21 protein-coding genes and 3 tRNA genes are annotated in these 18,463 nt (G+C 56.1%); 10 read left to right on the forward strand and 14 right to left on the reverse strand.

What is annotated here, in order from left to right:
• Positions 1–17 precede the first annotated feature (17 nt).
• Together G364_RS0102120 and G364_RS0102125 are read left to right on the forward strand one after the other, a co-directional pair.
• On the forward strand, positions 18–1,040 hold the full coding sequence (locus tag G364_RS0102120) for an efflux RND transporter periplasmic adaptor subunit (RefSeq protein ID WP_245541354.1): 1,023 nt from the start codon (positions 18–20) through the stop codon (positions 1,038–1,040).
• The gene (locus G364_RS0102125; RefSeq protein WP_019933502.1) at positions 1,027–4,119 is read left to right on the forward strand and encodes an efflux RND transporter permease subunit; all 3,093 of its coding nucleotides are present in this window, start codon (positions 1,027–1,029) and stop codon (positions 4,117–4,119) included. Before G364_RS0102120 ends, G364_RS0102125 begins: the two co-directional genes overlap by 14 nt.
• A gap of 82 nt (positions 4,120–4,201) precedes the next feature.
• Here G364_RS0102125 and G364_RS0102130 read toward each other — a convergent pair.
• Together G364_RS0102130 and G364_RS0102135 are read right to left on the reverse strand one after the other, a co-directional pair.
• Positions 4,202–4,286, reverse strand: a tRNA-Tyr gene (locus tag G364_RS0102130).
• Positions 4,287–4,340: 54 nt separating this feature from the next.
• Positions 4,341–4,425 (reverse strand) — tRNA-Tyr (locus G364_RS0102135).
• Between the two features lie 131 nt (positions 4,426–4,556).
• On the opposite strand from G364_RS0102135, the gene G364_RS0102140 reads away from it, so the two are divergent.
• Complete coding sequence (locus G364_RS0102140; protein ID WP_019933503.1) at positions 4,557–5,036, forward strand: VC2046/SO_2500 family protein; 480 nt, start codon at positions 4,557–4,559, stop codon at positions 5,034–5,036.
• On the opposite strand, the gene G364_RS0102145 is transcribed toward G364_RS0102140, so the two are convergent.
• From G364_RS0102145 to G364_RS0102185, 9 genes are all read right to left on the reverse strand, one after another.
• On the reverse strand, positions 5,037–6,122 hold the full coding sequence (locus tag G364_RS0102145; protein WP_019933504.1) for a ketoacyl-ACP synthase III: 1,086 nt from the start codon (positions 6,120–6,122) through the stop codon (positions 5,037–5,039).
• Between the two features lie 66 nt (positions 6,123–6,188).
• Positions 6,189–6,566 carry a thiol-disulfide oxidoreductase DCC family protein gene (locus tag G364_RS0102150; RefSeq protein ID WP_019933505.1) on the reverse strand — a complete coding sequence of 126 codons (378 nt, stop codon included), beginning with the start codon at positions 6,564–6,566 and terminating at the stop codon, positions 6,189–6,191.
• Between the two features lie 50 nt (positions 6,567–6,616).
• Positions 6,617–8,092 carry a carboxypeptidase M32 gene (locus G364_RS0102155; protein WP_019933506.1) on the reverse strand — a complete coding sequence of 492 codons (1,476 nt, stop codon included), beginning with the start codon at positions 8,090–8,092 and terminating at the stop codon, positions 6,617–6,619.
• Between the two features lie 21 nt (positions 8,093–8,113).
• Positions 8,114–8,695, reverse strand: coding sequence for a DNA endonuclease SmrA (gene smrA, locus G364_RS0102160; RefSeq protein ID WP_019933507.1), 582 nt, complete (start codon positions 8,693–8,695; stop codon positions 8,114–8,116).
• Positions 8,696–8,807: 112 nt separating this feature from the next.
• The gene (locus G364_RS16945; protein WP_019933508.1) at positions 8,808–8,960 is read right to left on the reverse strand and encodes a DUF3149 domain-containing protein; all 153 of its coding nucleotides are present in this window, start codon (positions 8,958–8,960) and stop codon (positions 8,808–8,810) included.
• Between the two features lie 70 nt (positions 8,961–9,030).
• A complete protein-coding gene (locus tag G364_RS0102170) occupies positions 9,031–9,879 on the reverse strand; it encodes a TraB/GumN family protein (protein WP_019933509.1) in 849 nt (282 codons plus the stop codon).
• Between the two features lie 9 nt (positions 9,880–9,888).
• Positions 9,889–10,719: an SDR family oxidoreductase gene (locus tag G364_RS0102175; protein ID WP_019933510.1), complete on the reverse strand. Its 831-nt coding sequence runs from the start codon at positions 10,717–10,719 to the stop codon at positions 9,889–9,891.
• A gap of 59 nt (positions 10,720–10,778) precedes the next feature.
• Positions 10,779–10,853: transfer RNA gene (locus tag G364_RS0102180), tRNA-Arg, on the reverse strand.
• 77 nt (positions 10,854–10,930) lie between these two features.
• Positions 10,931–12,067, reverse strand: coding sequence for a flagellar assembly protein T N-terminal domain-containing protein (locus G364_RS0102185; RefSeq protein ID WP_019933511.1), 1,137 nt, complete (start codon positions 12,065–12,067; stop codon positions 10,931–10,933).
• 162 nt (positions 12,068–12,229) lie between these two features.
• Here G364_RS0102185 and G364_RS0102190 point away from each other — a divergent pair, with 162 nt between their 5' ends.
• Together G364_RS0102190 and G364_RS0102195 are read left to right on the forward strand one after the other, a co-directional pair.
• Positions 12,230–12,958 (forward strand): FlgO family outer membrane protein, encoded by a 729-nt coding sequence (locus G364_RS0102190; protein WP_019933512.1) that lies wholly within the window; start codon positions 12,230–12,232, stop codon positions 12,956–12,958.
• A complete protein-coding gene (locus tag G364_RS0102195; protein WP_019933513.1) occupies positions 12,948–13,349 on the forward strand; it encodes an LPP20 family lipoprotein in 402 nt (133 codons plus the stop codon). Before G364_RS0102190 ends, G364_RS0102195 begins: the two co-directional genes overlap by 11 nt.
• A 4-nt stretch (positions 13,350–13,353) precedes the next feature.
• Here the strand turns inward: G364_RS0102195 and G364_RS0102200 are convergent, their stop codons facing one another.
• The 3 genes from G364_RS0102200 to flgA all read right to left on the reverse strand — a co-directional run bounded on the left by G364_RS0102200 (position 13,354) and on the right by flgA (position 14,737).
• Entirely contained in the window at positions 13,354–13,767 is a 414-nt protein-coding gene (locus G364_RS0102200) for a flagella synthesis protein FlgN (protein ID WP_019933514.1), read from the reverse strand.
• Positions 13,767–14,087 (reverse strand): flagellar biosynthesis anti-sigma factor FlgM, encoded by a 321-nt coding sequence (gene flgM, locus G364_RS0102205; RefSeq protein WP_019933515.1) that lies wholly within the window; start codon positions 14,085–14,087, stop codon positions 13,767–13,769. Before flgM ends, G364_RS0102200 begins: the two co-directional genes overlap by 1 nt.
• Positions 14,088–14,155: 68 nt before the next feature.
• Positions 14,156–14,737, reverse strand: a complete 582-nt coding sequence (flgA, locus tag G364_RS0102210) for a flagellar basal body P-ring formation chaperone FlgA (RefSeq protein WP_483814908.1) — start codon at positions 14,735–14,737, stop codon at positions 14,156–14,158.
• Between the two features lie 311 nt (positions 14,738–15,048).
• Here flgA and G364_RS0102215 point away from each other — a divergent pair, with 311 nt between their 5' ends.
• The 5 genes from G364_RS0102215 to G364_RS0102235 all read left to right on the forward strand — a co-directional run bounded on the left by G364_RS0102215 (position 15,049) and on the right by G364_RS0102235 (position 18,458).
• Positions 15,049–15,960 (forward strand): chemotaxis protein CheV, encoded by a 912-nt coding sequence (locus tag G364_RS0102215; protein WP_019933517.1) that lies wholly within the window; start codon positions 15,049–15,051, stop codon positions 15,958–15,960.
• Positions 15,961–15,983: 23 nt separating this feature from the next.
• Positions 15,984–16,805: a CheR family methyltransferase gene (locus G364_RS0102220; protein ID WP_019933518.1), complete on the forward strand. Its 822-nt coding sequence runs from the start codon at positions 15,984–15,986 to the stop codon at positions 16,803–16,805.
• A 130-nt stretch (positions 16,806–16,935) separates the two neighbouring features.
• Positions 16,936–17,337: a flagellar basal body rod protein FlgB gene (gene flgB, locus G364_RS0102225; protein WP_019933519.1), complete on the forward strand. Its 402-nt coding sequence runs from the start codon at positions 16,936–16,938 to the stop codon at positions 17,335–17,337.
• On the forward strand, positions 17,334–17,753 hold the full coding sequence (flgC, locus tag G364_RS0102230; RefSeq protein WP_019933520.1) for a flagellar basal body rod protein FlgC: 420 nt from the start codon (positions 17,334–17,336) through the stop codon (positions 17,751–17,753). Before flgB ends, flgC begins: the two co-directional genes overlap by 4 nt.
• A 6-nt stretch (positions 17,754–17,759) precedes the next feature.
• On the forward strand, positions 17,760–18,458 hold the full coding sequence (locus G364_RS0102235; RefSeq protein ID WP_019933521.1) for a flagellar hook assembly protein FlgD: 699 nt from the start codon (positions 17,760–17,762) through the stop codon (positions 18,456–18,458).
• The last annotated feature ends 5 nt before the right edge of the window (positions 18,459–18,463 follow it).

Below are 18,463 nucleotides of genomic sequence, written 5' to 3' on the forward strand. Positions count from 1 at the left end.
CTGGTGTTTGGAAAAAAATGATGCAAAAAAAATATAAAACCCTGGCGGCAGTCTGCTGCCTGGTATTGTTTTCTGCCACTGTGCCGGCTCAGCAGGGAGCCGTAGTCAGTGCCATTACCGTGACTGAGCAACAGCTGCCGTCAAGGCTGCAGCTGGTGGGTACCCTAAAGGCCAACCGGCAGGTGGCCATAGCGCCCCAGGTGAGCGCCCGGGTAACGGAGGTACACTTTGTGCCCGGGCAGGCTGTGGAAAAAGGTGATCTGCTGCTCAGTCTGGACAACAGAGCCGCCAAAGCGGCGGTCAGTGAAGCGGTGGCTGAGCTGCGCGATGCCAGGCGTATTCTGGACAACTTTCAGACCTTGTTTAAACGCAAGGCGGTGACTCAAACCGAGCTGGAAGGCCAGCAGGCCGCTGTCGCCATGGCCGAAGCCCGGCTGCAGGCAGCCCGGGTAGAGCTTGACTATCTCAGTCTGACCGCACCCTTTGCCGGTGTAATGGGGCTCAGTGATGTGGCTCCGGGCAGTCTGCTCAGCGCCAATGAACCCGTGGCTGAGCTGTATCAGCTTGAGCAGCTCAAGCTCGACCTGGCGGTGCCGGAAAAATATTTTTCCCGTCTAACAACAGGAGACCAGCTGCAGGGCACTACCGCGGCCTATGGAGAGCGCAGTTTCAGCGGCACCATCAAGGTAGTGGCACCGGCGGTGGACGCCAATACTCTGAATGCCCAGGTACGGCTGGAGTTTGATAACAGCGACGGTGCCCTGGTGCCGGGCATGCTGATGCAAGTGCAGCTGGAACTGGATAATGGCACTACCCTGGCAGTACCGGCCAGCAGCCTGCTCTATGCGGGTAATCAGCGTTTCGTTTATGTGATTGATGAGGCCGGCAAGGTGGATCGGCGCAGTGTCATCACAGGTCGCAATCTGGGAGAGTGGGTGCAGATAAGCGACGGCCTGGCCGCCGGCGAACGGGTGGTCAGTGAAGGCATTGTCAAGCTCAGAGACGGCGCTCAGGTGGAGGTGGCCGATGCGGCTCTCTGATATCGCCATTGCCCGGCCGGTGCTGGCTACCGTGCTCAGCCTGATGCTGTGCGTGTTTGGTCTGATCGCCTTTTTTGAACTGCCCCTGCGGGAAATGCCCGACACCACTTCGCCCATTGTTACAGTGCGCACTGATTATACCGGTGCCAGCGCCAGCGTGATGGAAAGCCAGGTGACCAAGCGGCTGGAAGACGAGTTGTCGGGCATCAGCGGCGTCAAGTTTATCAGCTCATCCACCAGTGACGGCAGCTCGCGCATTACGGTGGAGTTTAATCCGGAGCGGGATCTTGATAATGCCGCCAGTGATGTACGCGAAGCCGTTTCCCGGGCATCCCGGCAGCTGCCCGATGATGCCGATGCCCCTGTGGTCACCAAAGACACCGGGCGTAACGACGTGATCCTATGGGTTACCCTCAGATCTACCGGTATGTCGGCACTGGCGCTGGGGGATTATGCCGAAAATGTGCTGGCAGACAGATTCAGCCTGCTCGATGGCGTCAGCTCCGTGTGGGTGGGCGGACGCAAGGAGCGGGTAATGAATGTGCGTCTTAACACCGCCGCCATGGCGGTGCGGGGCGTGACAGTGGCCGATATTGCCGCCGCTCTGCGCAGCCAGAACGTTGAGCTTCCCGCCGGCACCCTGGAAAACGATCAGCAAAACTTTGCCGCCCGTATTGAGCGGGGTTATAACCTGGCAGCCGACTTTAATAACCTGGCCATTCGTAATCTGGCCGGGGGCGAGCGGATTTATCTGCGGGATGTGGCGGAAATATGGGAAGGAGAAAAGCCCGAAGATACGCTGTTCCGCTCCAATGGTCAGAGTGTGGTAGGACTTGGTATCGTCAAACAAACCCAGGCCAATACTCTGGAAGTGATTGATGAAGTCAAGCGGGCAGTGCGGGCACAGCAGCCTTTTTTGCCTGATAACACCGAGCTGACCTGGACTTATGACAGCTCGGTGTTTATTGAAAGCGCCATCGACGAAGTGTATCAGACCCTGTTCATTACCATGGCGCTGGTAGTGCTGGTGATTTATATCTTTTTGGGGCAGATGCGGGCGACACTGATTCCGGCGGTGACGGTGCCGGTATCCTTGATCAGTGCCTTTATTGTGGCCATGGTGATGGGCTTTTCGGTCAATCTGATTACCCTGATGGCGTTGATCATGGCCATTGGTCTGGTGGTGGATGATGCCATTGTGGTGCTGGAAAATATTTATCACCATCTGGAGCGGGGGCGCTCACCGCTGGCAGCAGCCTGGCATGGCACTCGAGAAGTGGGCTTTGCGGTGATTGCCACCACACTCACGCTGATTTCGGTGTTTTTACCCATTGTGTTTATGGGCGGCATTATCGGTCGTATCTTTACCGAGTTTGCAGTGCTGCTGGCGGCTGCCGTGGGCTTTTCTTCGCTGGTGGCGTTAACCCTGAGTCCGGTGATGGCAGGCAAGCTGCTGAAACGGGAGCAAGCGCCCGGCCGGCTGACGCAATATTTTGACCGTGCCTTTGCCCGCCTTGAAAAAGGCTATCGCCGGCTGCTGGTGCGGGAGCTGCGCCATGGCTGGTGGGCCCCTGTGGTCATGGTGGCAGCATTGGGTGTTATTGCCCTGTTGTTTCGGGAAATTCCTCAGAGTCTGACACCACAAGAGGACAGAGGCGTGGTGTTCGTCATGGTTAAAGGAGCAGAAGGGGCCAGCTTTGAACGCATGAGCAAGGCCATGGGCGAGGTGGAAAGCAGCCTGATGCCACTGCGGGAAGAAGGCATTATCAGCAGCCTGACGGTGCGCACTCCCGGCTTTGGCGGCGGTGTGAACAGCGGCATCATGTTTGCCAGCCTCAGTAACTGGAATGAGCGCAGCGTGTCGTCGGCAGAGGTGGCCGGGCGCATTCGCGCGCTTACCCGTAATGTGACCGATGTTTTGGTGATCCCCATCTTGCCGTCATCCATTCGCAGCGGCTCCAGTACACCGGTGGAGTTTGTATTGGGCGGGGCCGATTATGATCAGCTGCTGGAGTGGGCCGAGCAGCTGCGTACTCTGGCCCGGGATAATCCCGGCCTGGGCGATCTTGAACTCGACTTTGATCGCACCAAACCAGAGCTGCTGGTACAGGTAGACCAGCAGCGGGCAGCGAGTCTGGGTATATCTGTAACCGAGGTGGCCAACAGCCTGAACGTGATGCTGGGTGGCCAGGCGGTTACCACCTATTCCCGTGAAGGAGAGGAATACGATGTATTCCTCAAGGGTAACGAAGACGACTTCAGTCGCATGGACGATCTGGCATCGCTTTATTTACGCACCGACAGCGGCCAGCTGGTGTCGCTCGATAATCTGGTCAGCCTGCAGGAACAGGGGGCACCGGGCTCCTTGAATCACTACAACCGTAAAAAAGCCATTACCCTGAGCGCCAACCTGGAAGGCAGCTACAGCCAGGGTGAAGCGCTGGATTATCTGGACGGCCTGGTGCGGGATAACCTGCCCGATGCCGCTACCGTGGATTATAAGGGCGAGTCACTGGAATACCGCTCCAATCAGAGCGACATTGCCTTTGTATTCGGGCTGGCGCTGCTGGTGGTATTTTTAATTCTGGCGGCTCAGTTCGAGAGCTTTATACATCCCTTTATTGTGCTGCTGACGGTACCGCTGGGGCTGGTAGGGGGTCTGCTGGGCCTGTATCTGGCAGGCATTACCCTTAACGCCTACAGCCAGATTGCCATGGTGATGCTGATTGGCCTGGTGACTAAAAACGGTATTCTTATCGTGGAATTTGCCAACCAGCTGCGGGACAAGGGGCTGGAGTTTGACGATGCCCTGACCGAGGCGGCGGTGCGTCGGTTGCGTCCCATTCTGATGACCGCCTTTACCACGGTAGCCGGGGCTGTGCCGCTGATCCTGACCAGCGGGGCCGGAGCAGAAAGCCGGCAGGCGGTAGGTATGGTGGTATTTGGCGGTGTGGCCCTGGCCACCCTGCTGACGCTGTTTATTGTGCCGGCCATGTATCGCATGCTGGCACGTCATACCAAATCACCGGAGCACCAGCAGCGCCGGCTGGAAGCCGAGCTGAAGGAGAGCGGGGAGTAAATAAAGGAATGCCGCACATCAGTGCGGCAACCTGTATTAAGGCATAAAAAAGCCGGTGCAGTGCACCGGCTTTTTTAAATGATGGTGGAGGGAGCTGGATTCGAACCAGCGAAGGCTGAGCCGTCAGATTTACAGTCTGATCCCTTTGGCCACTCGGGAACCCCTCCACGAGTAAACTTGCACATTGTGTTGCTCATCGCTTGCGCGCTGAACTGAATAGGTGGTGGAGGGAGCTGGATTCGAACCAGCGAAGGCTGAGCCGTCAGATTTACAGTCTGATCCCTTTGGCCACTCGGGAACCCCTCCACATCAGTGGGGCGCATACTACCAAAACAAACGGCATTGTGAACCCCTGAAGGGCAATTAATTTGCTAAATATCGGGGGTTTCCGGCCGATAAAGGTTTAAACGCTCAACTTTTAAACTTTTCGGGTTTTCATGACCACACCAGTGCAGGCCAATTTGCTGATCAACGACAGCCAGCTGGGAGACAGCCTTAATCAGGCGGTTCACCAGGGGCGGCGTCGTGATTTTGGCTTGCTGCTGGCCATGCTGTCGGAAGATGCCCGGGATCTTCCCCGCATTAATGAGCCGGTCACCCAGGCCGGCGAGCCCGACTGGCGCAATTATTTCGCGCTGCCCGAGCCCACACCGCCCATGTTTGCCGAGCAACGGGATCAGGCCCGCGCCAATACCCTGAGTACGCTTGCCGGCTCACTGCAGCAAGACAGCCTGCGGCTGCTGCTGGCCATGCGCGGTGAGCCCCTTAAACCTTGCCGCGATGAACTGCCCGCCGAGGTCACTTCCAACCTGGACCCCAGAGCACTGGCGCGTATGCAGGGCAAGCTGAATGCCTATCTGCCCCAGCAGCCCGAGCGTATGCTGGAGGTATTGGAAGCGGTGCACGCCACCGCCTGATCAGCGCTGTTTATTTGCCTGTTGGCAGCCTTCAATGGCAGAAGCCAGTAATGTCAGCGCACTGTGCTCGCAGGGGGGCAGAGCGGCATCGCTTTGCCGTATTGGCGTAACCCGCTCGCCCCAGCGAATCACCCCTGCACCCCAGGTCAGGCCGGCACCAAAGGCGGCGGTCAGCAGCAGCGCGCCCGGGCGAATGCGGCCTTGCTCCAGGGCTTCGCACAGGGCAATGGGCACAGTAGCCGCCGAGGTGTTGCCATAGTCGGCAATATTGACCATGACTTTATCGGCGGGCACCGCCATTTTTTTGGCCAGGGTTTCAATAATGCGTATATTGGCCTGATGAGGCAGCATAAGATCAATATGCTCCGGGCTGACACCGGCCTCATCCAGCACAAAAGCGGCGGCCTCACCCATGCCCCGCACCGCGCGCTTGAAAATCTCCTGACCTTCAAAGTTCACATCAAACAGACCGTCCACATGAGCAAAGCGGGCGCGGCCCGTGCCTGAGTCGGGTACTGCCAGAATATCTCTGGCCTCGGCATCACAACCCAGTTTGTCGGCAATCAGGCCGCAGGGAGCGTCGCTGGCTTCCAGCACAACCGCGCCGGCACCGTCACCGAACAGCACGGCGGTATCCCGGCGGGTCCAGTCCAGATAGTGGGTCAGGCGCTCGGCACCAATTACCAGCAGCCGGTTCATGCTGCCGGCGCGGATCATGGCCGAGCCCACACTCAGGCCATAAATAAAGCCGGTGCAGGCGGCATTGAGATCAAATACGGCAGCGGCGGGAATGCCCAGATTGCGCTGCACCGCCGAGGCGGCGCTGGGCACCAGGGTGTCGGGACTGGCGGTGGCCAGAATAATGCCGTCAATCTGGTGTGGCTCAAGACCGGCGGCGGCCAGTGCCTGCCGGGCTGCTACCGTGGCCATGTCGGAGGTGTTTACATGAGCAATGCGCCGGGCGCGAATGCCGGTGCGGCTTTGAATCCAGTCGTCCGAGGTATCCAGAAAGGTGCTGAGATCCTGATTGCTCAGCACGGCCGGCGGCAGACATTTGCCCCAGCCGGTGATATTGGCATAACGCATGAGATTCCCGCTGTTCAGGTGAAAGATTCATCGATTATGCCCAAGGCCCGGGCATAACTCTAGCGCTTACAGGCGGCCGTCCTGCTCCAGCCGCCGGCGCACCCAGGTGCGATATAGCCAGGAAAGAACCGGCCGCACCACCGGCAAACTGATAAACCAGGCCAGCGGCATTAATCGTGGCACCCGTTTCATCAGCAGAATATAGGCATCCAGCTCGGAATGGATATCTCCTTCGGCAGTCTGCACATGCAGCTCCTGCAAGGCCTGCTGCGGGCTGATACCCATGCCCAGCAGCACTTCTTCCTTGTCGGTAATATCAAACCAGTAAATATCCCGGCCCCTGTCGCCGGCCCAGCGTTCGTAGCGGGCTCTGTCCTTGATGCAGCCTTCGCAGGAGCCATCGTAAAACACCACCAGCTGGTGGCGTGGTTTTTTATCATCCAAAGCAGTCCTCCATGGCTTCATCCGTGAAACCTGTTTTCAGCATAGACGGTTCAAGCCAGATAGCGCTGCTCCAGATGGCGGCGAAAGGGCGCAGACGACAGGCTTTGTCCGCTGGCCTGCTGCAATAACTCCTCAGTGGACAGCAGGCTGGCATGCTGCCAGATATGTTGCTGCAGCCAGTTGAACACGGGGGCAAGATCCCCGCTCAGCAACTGCTCAAAGCTGCCTAACTGTTGTTGCATGGCCTCTGCCAGCTGAGCGGCATAAATGGCACCCAGGGTATAGCTGGGAAAATAGCCAAAGCTGCCGTCGGTCCAGTGAATATCCTGCAGACAACCGTTTTTGTAATCGCCCTTGGTGCTGAGCCCCAGATACTGCTGCATTAGCTGATCCCAGCGCTCGGGCACATGGCGGGGCTCAAGGTTGCCTTCAATCAGATCCCGTTCAATCTGGTAACGCAGCATCACATGAGCCGGGTAGGTGACTTCATCGGCGTCCACGCGAATAAAACCGGGCTGCACCCGGGTATAGAGTCTGGCCAGGTTGTCGGGAGCAAAGGCGGCCTGCTCGCCCAGGTGCTGGTTCAGCAGCGGAGACAGCTGGGTCAGAAAGCTCGGGTGGCGGCCCAGCTGCATTTCAAAGAACAGGCTCTGGGACTCATGCACTCCCATGGATCTGGCCTGGCCCACGGGCAGTTTGCGCCATTGTGCCGGCAGCCCCTGCTCATAGCGGGCATGACCGGTTTCATGAATAATGCCCATCAGCGCCTGGGCGGCGTCGTTTTCGTCATAGCGGGTGGTCAGGCGCACATCGTCACTGACGCCGCCACAAAAAGGATGAAAACTGACATCCAGCCGGCCCCGGTTAAAGTCAAAGCCAAGCTTTGCCATCACTTCCAGCCCCAGGGCTTTTTGTTGTTCGGTGGCAAAGGGGCCAGCCGGCTGCAGCACCGACTCGCTGCGCTGTTTTTCCTGCACTTGCGTAATCAGGCCGGGCAGCCACTGATTCAGATCGTTAAATAAAGCGTCCAGGGTCTGGCTGCGCATGCCCGGCTCGTAAAGTTCCAGCAGGCTGTCGTAGCGGGACAAGCCCAGCGCATCGGCCCGGGCACCGGCAGCCTCGCGGGAGAGCGCCACCACTTCTTCAAACAAGGGTAAAAAGCCGGCCCAGTCATTGGCCGGACGCAGGCTGCGCCAGGCATGCTCGCAGCGGGAGCCGGCCAACGAGCGGGCGCGTACCAGATCCTGAGGCAGCAGGGTGGCATCACGCCAGCTGCGCTGCATTTCTGCCAGACTTTGCTGCTGCCCGGCAGACAGCGCTTCGCTTTTTGCTTCGGCAAACCAGTCACTCAGGCGCTCATCCTGTAATTGCTGATGGCACAACACTGCCAGTGTGCCCAAGGCCTCGGCTCTGGCCTCATTGCCGCCGGCGGGCATCATGGTGGCCTGATCCCAGCCACAGATGGCACCCAGGTGCTGCAGGTGATGCAGTTGTTCAAAATGCTGCTCCAGTGCGGAATAAGACATGATGTTTCCTTTGGTAAGCGGTTAACCCTGCCGGCTTTGCAGCCGCTCCCGGGTATCCTGTTTGGCCTGTTCGCTTTTGCGCAACAATACATAAAGACAGCCGCTGCCGCCATGCTGGTGCAGGGCGCTGTGGCAGGCCAGCACTTCCGGCAACTGGGGCAGCCAGCCGGAAACATAGCTTTTGAGCAGGGCCGGCGGCTGGCTGCGTTCGCCCTTGCCGTGCACTATCATCACCGCCCTCAGGTTGCGGCGCAGACAGCCCTGCAAAAAGTTCAGCAGGGCGTCCCGGGCTTTTTCCACGCTGTGATGATGCAGATCGAGACGGGCGTCACAGGGATATTTGCCAAGACGCAGCTTTTTGAACACACCTTCCTGCACGCCGGGCTTTTTGTAGCTCACCATATCATCAGGGCGCAGCAGCGCTACATGATCCAGCGACAACAGCGGCAGGGCAGCTTCGGCGCTGGTTTCTGCCGCCTTGCGGCGTGCGGCAATGGTGGCTGCATCGCGTTTGCTGGCGTGGCTGGCGGGCAGGGTGTCCTGCTTCAGGGGCGTCAGTCCGTCCATTTCATCAAGAAAAGAGGACCAGTCGTTATGGCTCATAACACGGTTCCTTGGTGTTCGGAATTAGCCGCAGTATAAGCAATTGGATTAAAAGGGGGAACGACGGGCCTCAGGGGAGGAGGAGAGTGAAGCCCGCCGTTTTTTAACGTAGTTATTTGCTGGCTTCACCATTGGGATCTGCCTTCATTACCTTGTAGATGAAGTAACCCGCATAGAAACTGATCAGCAGGGCAGTGGCAATAATTACCATCATCGACATAAAACCCACATCACTACCAAACATTAAATCGAGCCAGAATGCCATCGCTTGTCTCCTTTCTCGCGCTCCGTTAAAGGCATATTAACGAGACCGCTGTGACGGATTCTGATCCTGATCAATAAAGCGGTGTATCCTCAACTTTATTAAGGGTATAGCCATTATTTTCCAGTAGTTGTATCAGCCCCTGCTCGCCGTAAAGGTGCAGGGCACCTACTACCATCAAGGCCCTGGCGGGGGCCAGCTGCTCCAGGCGTTCCAGCCAGAGGTGATTGCGCCGGGCCAGCAGCTCTTGCTCTATAAAGCCGGTTAATGCCGGGCTTTGCTCTTCCTGCAACAGGTCCAGCAGTGCCTGTTCATCACCTTTCAGCCAGGTGTTGAGCAGATGTTCAAGATGTGGCTGCATTTGCTCCAGCTCGTCCAGGCTGTGAGTGATAAAGTCGCGCTCCAGTCCGCGCTCATGCAGCGAGGCCAGCAATTCCATCACCAGCGCCGGTGACTCCAGACCGGCCACGGGCAGATTTTGCTGCCGGGCCCGCAGCCGCAATTGCATATCTACCCCTTGCTGAGTATGAAAGCCCAGCTCCCGGGCTTTTAACTGTGTCAGCTGCAGTGCGGCAAACCAGGGCGGCAGCTGACGCAGCATGGGCTGGCCGCTGGCATTCACTGCCTGTTCAAGCTTTGCGGCAAGCTCAGGCCCCAGTCGCTCGGGCCAGTGTGTATTCGGTGTGATTACATGGGAGAAATCGCTGCTTTTAAGGGTGAGCGGATCAATTTCCAGCAACAGCAATTCACTGTTATCCAGTGCCTTCAACACAGGTGCAGGCAACTGGCTTAACCGCTCATCGGCAATATGCACAGAGCCGAACAGCCACAACTGCTGCTCGCCTTTTTGTGCCTGCCACAGCGCCGGAGCCGCCAGCACAGAGCCACACCACAGCCACAATAGCCATAATCCGGTTTTCATATTTTCTCCTCAGCCGCCGGCCTTTAACATTAGCCGGTCGAGGGCAGCTGTGCTCATAAACCGGCGCAGCCAGCCCAGCATTTTGGTGGGCCGGGTCACCGGATAACGGGCTTTGGGGCTGGCGCTGGTCAGGGCGTGCAGCACAGGAGGCAGGCAAGCTTCCGCCGGCAGGCTGTAGCGGGAGCTGGGGCCGGGCTTCTCCAGCCGGGCCAGCGTTTGTTCATAGCCGGCCCGGTGGCGGCTGTCTTTCATATTGATGTGACGGAGAAAAGCGGCGCGGGCATTGGCCCTGAACTGAGTTTCAATGGGGCCTGGCTCCAGCAGACTCACATGCACAGAAGTGCCGGCAAGCTCCAGCCGCAGTGTGTCTGTGTAGCCTTCCAGGGCAAACTTGGAGGCGTTATAGGCACCGCGATACTTCATGGCTACCAGCCCCAGTACCGAGCTGTTCTGAATAATGCGGCCTTCACCGGCCTGCAGCATCAGGGGCAACACTAGCCGAGTGAGGTGATGGGTGCCAAAAAAATTGGTATTGAACTGCTCCCGCAGCGCCTCAGTGGGCAGATCTTCAAGGGCACCGGGCTGGCCGTAGGCACCGTTATTAAACAGGCCATAAAGGGTGCCATTGGTGTAAGCCAGAGCCTGCTCCAGGCCCTGCTCTATGCTGGAATCGTCTGCCAGGTCCAGCAATACCGCCTGCAGCCCTTCCTGCTCCAGCTGCAATACATCCTGCGGCCGGCGGGCGGAAGCCACCACATTAAAGCCTTGTTGCTTAAGATAGTGAGCGGCAGCATGACCAATGCCGGAAGAGCAGCCGGTAATCAGCACGGATTTAGACATTAATGACTCCCAGTTTGAACCGAAGTCGTCAATGTAGCAGAAAGGAAAGCGTCGATGAATGGCGTCCCCGGCAGGAATCGAACCTGCATCTAACCCTTAGGAGGGGCTTGTTTTATCCATTAAACTACGGGGACACAGCGGGCTACAATATTGCAAATTTCCCTTTGCAGCGCAATATATTGCCGCCCGTTTGCCGGTTATATAAGCAGGCTTACCACAGCTGCACCAGTCGGTCTCCGGGAGTAGCCGGGGTGATGTTGGCTTCCTGGCCGGCAGGCATCAGAATGCTGTAGTCGGCGTGGCTTTGCTGCACCACAAAAGTAGCTCCTGACGTGCTTTCGCTGTAATACCCGGGCGTAAGCTGGCGTCTGTGTACCAGGGTAAACTTGTCTCCGGTCTGAATGCCCTCGCGCCGGCCCAGATCCATTAAAATGCCGTCGTCTGACTGCTGCACTATATTGCCCACTGCCTTGATACAGGCCTGGGCTTTGATCAGGTCCTGGCTGACATTCTGCAGCAGTTGCTCAACAGCCTGGCCATAGGCGGAATGCCAGAAACTTTGCTGATGCACATTTACCTTGTCGTGCTTTTTATAATCCCAGCTGGAGCGGGTCTGATAATCCCGTTGCAGCAGCACATCACCAGTGAGGCTGTCTTCCAGCACAATGCGCATGCGAAACTCCCGGGGAATGTCGGAAAAGGTCCACTTGGTCCAGTGGCCGTCTTCAATACTTATGTCCTCAATGCTGCCGCTCAGCAGCAGTCTGGCTTGCCGGCGTGATGTCAGCACATCACTGCCTTTACGCAGCCCTGCGTCTCTGGGCAGGGCGGTGTCCGTGTCCAGTGGCTGACCGGTAGATGACGTAATATTGACGGCGGGTGTCAGCATCGACGATAACCGGCTGCTGATGGCCGCACCCAGTTCATAAATTTGACCCGTGCTGCCCTGCTCGGGATGACGCAGGGTAATGGCGGTCAGTGCCAGGCCGGGACGATAGCGGCCGGCGCATTGTTCCTGCCGGCGTTCACCGGGCCAGATATCGGCCCGTACTGTCAGCCACAGCCTGCCCTGTTTTTTGCGCTCGTCAATAATCAGGTAATCCATCAGTTCGCCCTGAGCAGAAATATCCAGCTGCTGACCGCCGTAGGTACCATTGGTGGCAGACTGCATGGTATTCAGGGAAGCGCCGGACTGTAGCAGGGCATCGCTCAGGGCCTGTTCCAGTGCCTGCTGACGCGCTGTCTTTGTGCCCAGACTGAGCGGTGCCGAGCCCTCGGCCTGATACCAGTCGGCATGAGTAAAAAAGGGAGACAGCAGCAACAATGAGGCAAAGACATTTTTGAGCACGGCGGTATCCTGTGTAAAAGTAAAGAACGTCAATTAAACATCGAACACTCAGCAAGAAGATGGCAAGGTTTATGCAATATTCTTGCCGGGTAAAGTTATGCTGTTTTTGGCCGATACTCGATTAGTTTCCTGAACTCAGTTTTTAAACCACGGAGCCTGTTAATGACAAGAGCCCTTATTCTGGTCACTGTGCTGGGGTTATCGGCCTGTAGCGGTGAGCCCAGGTTTGACAGCCGGCATCATTACCTGCCTCATGATCATGCGGCCCATTATGTCAGCCATCAACCCCTGGGCTCCACGCCGGCACCGGCCCGCGCTCCGCGGCATACCCAGGACGGTATTCCCATGCGCATGAGCGCCGGTGCCCGCAGTGTATATTTGCCGGAAGCCGGTCCTTCACTGGTGGGCGGGCAAACCCAGCTGCAGCAGCATATGTCAGCACTGGCCTACCGGCTGGTATCATCGGCTCACCAGATGAACCGGCAGGCAGGCATTGCAGTGAGCGGTTTTGTCAGTCAGGAGGATTACACCACTCAGGACGAGTTTGGTCGTCTGCTGTCAGAAACCATGATGTTTCAGCTTAATCAGTACGGCCTTAAGGTTGTCGATTTTAAGGCTCTGCCGTTTATTCGCATTACTCCTGAAGGTGATATCAGCACCAGCCGGGATTATCGGCAACTTAGTGGTAAAATTGGTGCCCAGTATCTGCTGCATGGCACCATCAGCGAGACGCAGGGAGGCAGGCTGGTGAATGCCCGGCTGATCACCATGGCGGACCATTCGGTAGTAGCCAGTGCACAGCAGTTTATTCCGAGCTATCTGGTGGCCGCCATGCTCGACACCCGCGGCCCGCAGGTGCCTGACCATATACGGAGACGTTATGCGAAATAAGCTGATAACCCTGTTGACCCTGGTGTTTCTTGGCGGTTGTGTGGGGCAGGGCAGTGGTGCCACACCGGCCAGAAACCATATTTATGCCGTGGGTTATGCCCCTATCAGTTTACAGCGGCCGGCGGATTATCAGCAGAAACTGCTGCATGCCATGCGGGCGTCGCGGCTGGATGCCTATCGTGAACTGAGTGAGCAGCTGAGCGGTGTGATGATCTCCAGCTCCAGTGAAATGAACAGTAACGTATTACAGGACGGACCGGTCAACAGTGCCAGCCGGGGCGTGGTGCGCGGTGCCAGAGTGGTGAACAGCTATCCCGATGGTGATATGTACGTGACCGAGCTGGAGCTGGACCTGGCGTTGTATGAAAAACTGCGCCGGGGAGGGCGCTGAAAGGTTATACCTTGAAGCCGGAGCCTTTATTAATACCCTTGGTGTGACCTTTCTGATCATAGGTCATGCTCTGCCGCTCGTGCAGCCGGCTGAGAATATTGGCCAGCTGACGAGTGCCCGCAAGGGACTGTTCCAGCACCTGTCCGGCAACGTCGTTGCGCTCCTGACAAGTGGTCATTAATGCACGCAATGCATCAACCCTGGGTTTAAACTCAGTGCCCAGCAGAGCTACATCGGGGTGGTTGCACAGGCTGGCATCGGTGGCCTGAATATCGGCCAGCAGTTGCTGTTTCTGCTCGGTAAGAGGAGGGAGTTCCAGCGCCTTGCGCTGAACGATCAGCTCAAGCTCCTGCTCAGTGATCGCCAGCAGGCGCTCAAGTTGAGAATGTTGTTGGGTCAGCAGCGTATCAAGGCTCATTAATACAGAGACTCTATGTCGTTTTCAAGGCTGATAATATTACCGGCAAGACGCTCGGCATTCACCTGATAGCTGCCTTCGTTGACTGCTTTTTTAATGGCGTCAAGGCGGGCGCTGTTATCGGTGCCGTCCCCGGCCGACAGACTTTGCTGCATGCGGTTAAGTTGTCTGGCCTCTGCCGTGAGCGTGACTTCATCTCGCCCGGCAACAGCTTTGGGTTCGCCACTGTTGCCGGTAGTAGCGGATGCACTTTTCTGCGGATATTTGTTTCCGCTGACCGGACCGTTATGAAATCCGGGAGGAAGCTTGTCTATGGCCATGGTCTTGTGTCCTGATTTGCTGCTGTCACACCGGTTATCGGCTGGCCCTTGTGCAACTTTAGCAGAATTTACAGACCCACCTTTACTACTCCGGCCTCGCTGATGCGCCCTTGTATCTGGCGGCCCGAACGGCTGTTGCGTACGCGAATGGTCTCATTAAAGGTGCCGTCTTCATCGGCCACGCCCTGAGTCCGGATAGACAGGCCGCCGTTTTCTGCCACTATGGTAACTTTGTCTCCTTTGCATATCACACACAGCTGGCTGGCCAGAATCGGCCTGCCCGGGCGCAGATCCCGCTTGCTGCGGGTGCCCACCAGAGCCTGAATATTATCAAATACGTCCCCTCTTACCAGCACTTCATCCTGGTAGCTTATCTGCAGCTGAGCCGGCTGCAGCAGAGTATTACGAGAGATAGGATCAGCAGCCGTCACCACGGGTTTAAGTACTTTTACCCGCACCGGCACAAACAGTTGCCAGCCGGGTTGCTCATGGCACTGTACAAACACATGAGTATTACGCCGCACTTCACCACTGCCGCGGATCTCTGCGGTAAGCATGCCGGGGCATTCACTCAGCTGCAGCCGGGTATCTATGCTTGAAGCCTCAATGATTACCTTGTCATCAGGGCCTGCCTGGACAAAATCGCTCACATAGTTTTCTGCGTAATGACGGATACTGTCGTGTATGCTGGTCTGAGCTGTTACCAGGGCCGGTAATAACGTGAATACAAGGCTTAAAAAAACAGGTATGCATGGCTTGTTGTGGTAGTTAGGCAAAAAACCGTTAAGCATCGTTACTCCGTTGCCGATAGTACATAAATCATGACTGGTCCCATCTTTGCCGCTATGAAGTGGCACTGGCACATGGCCGGTGTTAAGCTAGAACCATCGTATTTTGCTGCATAAAGCATGCCATTGAACTGGCGGGCAGACAGCTAAATCTCATATCCGGAGGCTGAATAATGGCGGGTGTACTCGACTCGGTAAACCAGAGAACACAACTGGTGGGGCAAAACCGGCTGGAACTATTATTGTTCAGGCTTAACGGTCGCCAACGATTTGGCATCAACGTATTTAAGGTCAAGGAAGTGTTGCAATGCCCACGGCTCAGTGGCTTGCCTCAGCGTCATCCGGTTATTCGGGGTGTATCCAATGTTCGTGGCCAGACCATTTCCATTATTGACCTGAGCAAGGCCATGGGGGGCCGGCCGATAGAGCAAACCGAAGACAGCTTTGTCATTATCTCCGAGTACAACCGTTCGGTGCAGGGGTTTCTTGTCAGCTCGGTAGAGCGCATCATCAACGTCAACTGGGAGTCGATCTTGCCACCACCCAAAGGGGCCGGTCGCTTCAACTACATGACGGCCGTCACCGAAATAGACGGTGAGCTGGTGGAAATTCTCGATGTGGAAAAAATTCTTGATGAAATTTCTCCCGCCAGCACAGATGTTGACGCAGCGATTATTGAACGCTCAAAAGAAAATGCTGCCGAGCACAAGCCTGTTCTTATTGCAGATGATTCTTCTGTGGCCCGCCGTCAGGTAGTAAAGGCGGTTGAATCTCTGGGGCTTAAGTGTATTGTGACGGAAAATGGCCGGCAGGCGCTGAACAAGCTCAAAGAACTGGCTGCCAACGGTCCGATTCATGAGCAGTTATCATTGGTGATTTCCGATGTGGAAATGCCAGAAATGGATGGCTACACGCTTACCGCCGAGATTCGAAGTAATACTGCTCTTAAGGATCTGCATGTTATTCTGCATACCTCACTCAGTGGCGTATTCAACAAGGCGCTGGTTGAAAAGGTCGGAGCCGATAATTTTATCGCCAAGTTTCAGCCTGATGAGCTGGCCAGTGCAGTCAATGATGCACTCTAATTTTTGAAGGTGTAATAGCACGGATGAAAAATTTCACCGACGAGCAGTATTTGGCGTTTTGCCGGTTTCTTGAAAGCAACACCGGTATCGTCCTTGGAGCCAGCAAGCAATATCTTGTTAAAAGCCGGCTTTCACCGCTGATGTCTCGTTTTGGTATTGAATCCATGGGAGTGCTGATAGAGCGCTCCATGCAGCCTCGGGAGCGTGAACTGAAAACGGCCGTGGTCGATGCCATGACCACCAACGAAACACTTTGGTTCCGTGACAGCTACCCCTTTACTCAGCTGAGTGACCGTTTATTTCCGGAGTTGGCGAAACCCGGTAAATCACTGCGTGTCTGGTCTGCGGCCTGCTCATCAGGGCAGGAGCCTTATTCCATTGCCATGACGGCACAGGAGTACATGAGCCGGCGGCCGGGTGCCTTGCCGGGGCTGCAAATTATTGCCACTGATATTTCAGCCACCATGCTGGAACAGTGCAAACTGGGCATTTATGACAGCCTGTCTCTGGCCAGGGGCCTGTCTCCGGAGCGACGCAGCCGGTTCTTTACCGCGCTTGATAATGGCCGTATGCAGCTGCAGCCTGCCATTCGCAATATGGTCAGCTTTCGGCCCTACAACCTGCTCGACAGCTACAGTTCGCTGGGCAAGTTCGACATTATATTTTGCCGTAACGTACTGATTTACTTCTCTCCCGAGAATAAATCCAAGATCCTTAACCAGTTTGCCGGCTCTCTTAATCCGGGGGGCTATCTGCTGCTGGGTGCGTCTGAGTCACTTACCGGACTTTCCGACAAGTTTGAAATGATCCGCTGCAGCCCCGGCATTATCTATCGCCTTAAATAATTTCACCTTGCCGTCCTTAAAGCACCTCAGTGTTAACTGAAGGTGCTTTTTATTTATGGCACGACTCTTGCTTTACTTTTTCCTGTGTGAGTACTTCAGATTCCGGTCACTATGACGCAGGAGGGTGGCGGTGACGATTTCTTTCGACAAGGCATTTGGTGTGCATCAGCATGCACTGGTGGCCCGCTCCGACAGAGCCGAGCTGCTGGCCAGCAACCTGGCCAATGCCGACACGCCCGGTTATAAGGCGAAAGACATGGACTTTCAGGCGGCACTGAGCAAGGCACAGGGTTCTCAGAATTTCTCCCTCAGCCGCACCAATAACCGCCACTTTGCCGTGGATCTGGCACCGCCGGGCACAGTGCAATACCGGGTGCCCAATCAGCCCGATACCGGCGACGGCAATACGGTGGATGTACAAACCGAGCGTACCAGTTATATGGAAAATGCCCTGCAATATCAGGCCTCGCTGGAGTTTCTTAACAGCAAGATATCCGGCCTGCTGAAAGCCATAAAAGGAGACTCAATGTGAGCCTTTTTAAAGTCTTTGATATTTCCGGCAGCGCCATGAGCGCCCAGTCGGTTCGTCTTAATACGACCGCCAGTAACCTGGCCAACGCCGACAGTGTCAGCTCCAGCATTGATGAAACCTACCGTGCCCGCAAGCCGGTGTTTGCCGCTGATCTCGACCAGGCCCTGTCGGACCGTCAGGAAAGCGTCGGCGTCAAAATTATGGGCATCGTCGAAACCGACAAACCCCTGCAAAAAGAATTCAACCCGGATCATCCCATGGCTGATGCCGAAGGTTTCATTTTCAAGCCCAATGTGAACGTGGTGGAAGAAATGACCGATATGCTCAGCGCCTCACGCAACTACCAGACCAATGTGCAGGTGGCCGACGCTGCCAAGCAGATGCTGCAGCAGACCCTGCGGCTGGGCAAGGGGTAATCATTTATGCAGATCAATAATGACTACTATAACGGATTAAAGGGGCCCGGAGAGTTAAGTCCGGCCGAAAAAGCAGCTGAAAACAGTAAGGCTCAGCTGGAACAGGAAGATTTTTTTGCCCTGCTCAGTCAGCAGCTGGCTTATCAGGATCCGTTCAAGCCGGCGGATAACTCCCAGATGATTTCACAGATGACGTCTTTCACCACGGCAGATGGAATCAGCAAAATGAGCGAACAGCTTGCTGGTTTAAGTGAAGTGATGACGTCCAGCCAGGCACTGCAGGCTTCCAGCCTAGTAGGGCAAAAAGTACTTGTGCCAAGTGAGGTAGCTTATTGGGATAGCCAAGAGCCAGTTGAAGGTGTTGCTGTTACCGGAGAGGGAGCAACTAACGTTCTTGTGCGCATAGAGAATGAAAAAGGTGAATTAATACGTACTATCCCTCTTGAAGGTAAGCAGCGAGGAAACGTTAAATTTACCTGGGATGGTATGAACGAAAGCGGAGAGGCTGCCCCGACAGGTAAATACACAATTAAAGTCAGTGGCCTGGTTAACGATCAGCGAGAAGATCTGAGTGCGTTAGCCTTTGCAAAGGTAGACAGTGTCACACTGGGTAGTGCTAACAGCCCGTCCCTGGTAAACCTGACCGGCCTGGGTGGCCTGCCGCTTAATCAAATTCTGGAAATAGCCAGCCGCAAGGCGGCGTAAGGAGT

Origin of the sequence: Oceanimonas smirnovii ATCC BAA-899 (assembly GCF_000381965.1) — a bacterium.
GTDB classification, from domain to species: Bacteria; Pseudomonadota; Gammaproteobacteria; order Enterobacterales; family Aeromonadaceae; genus Oceanimonas; species Oceanimonas smirnovii.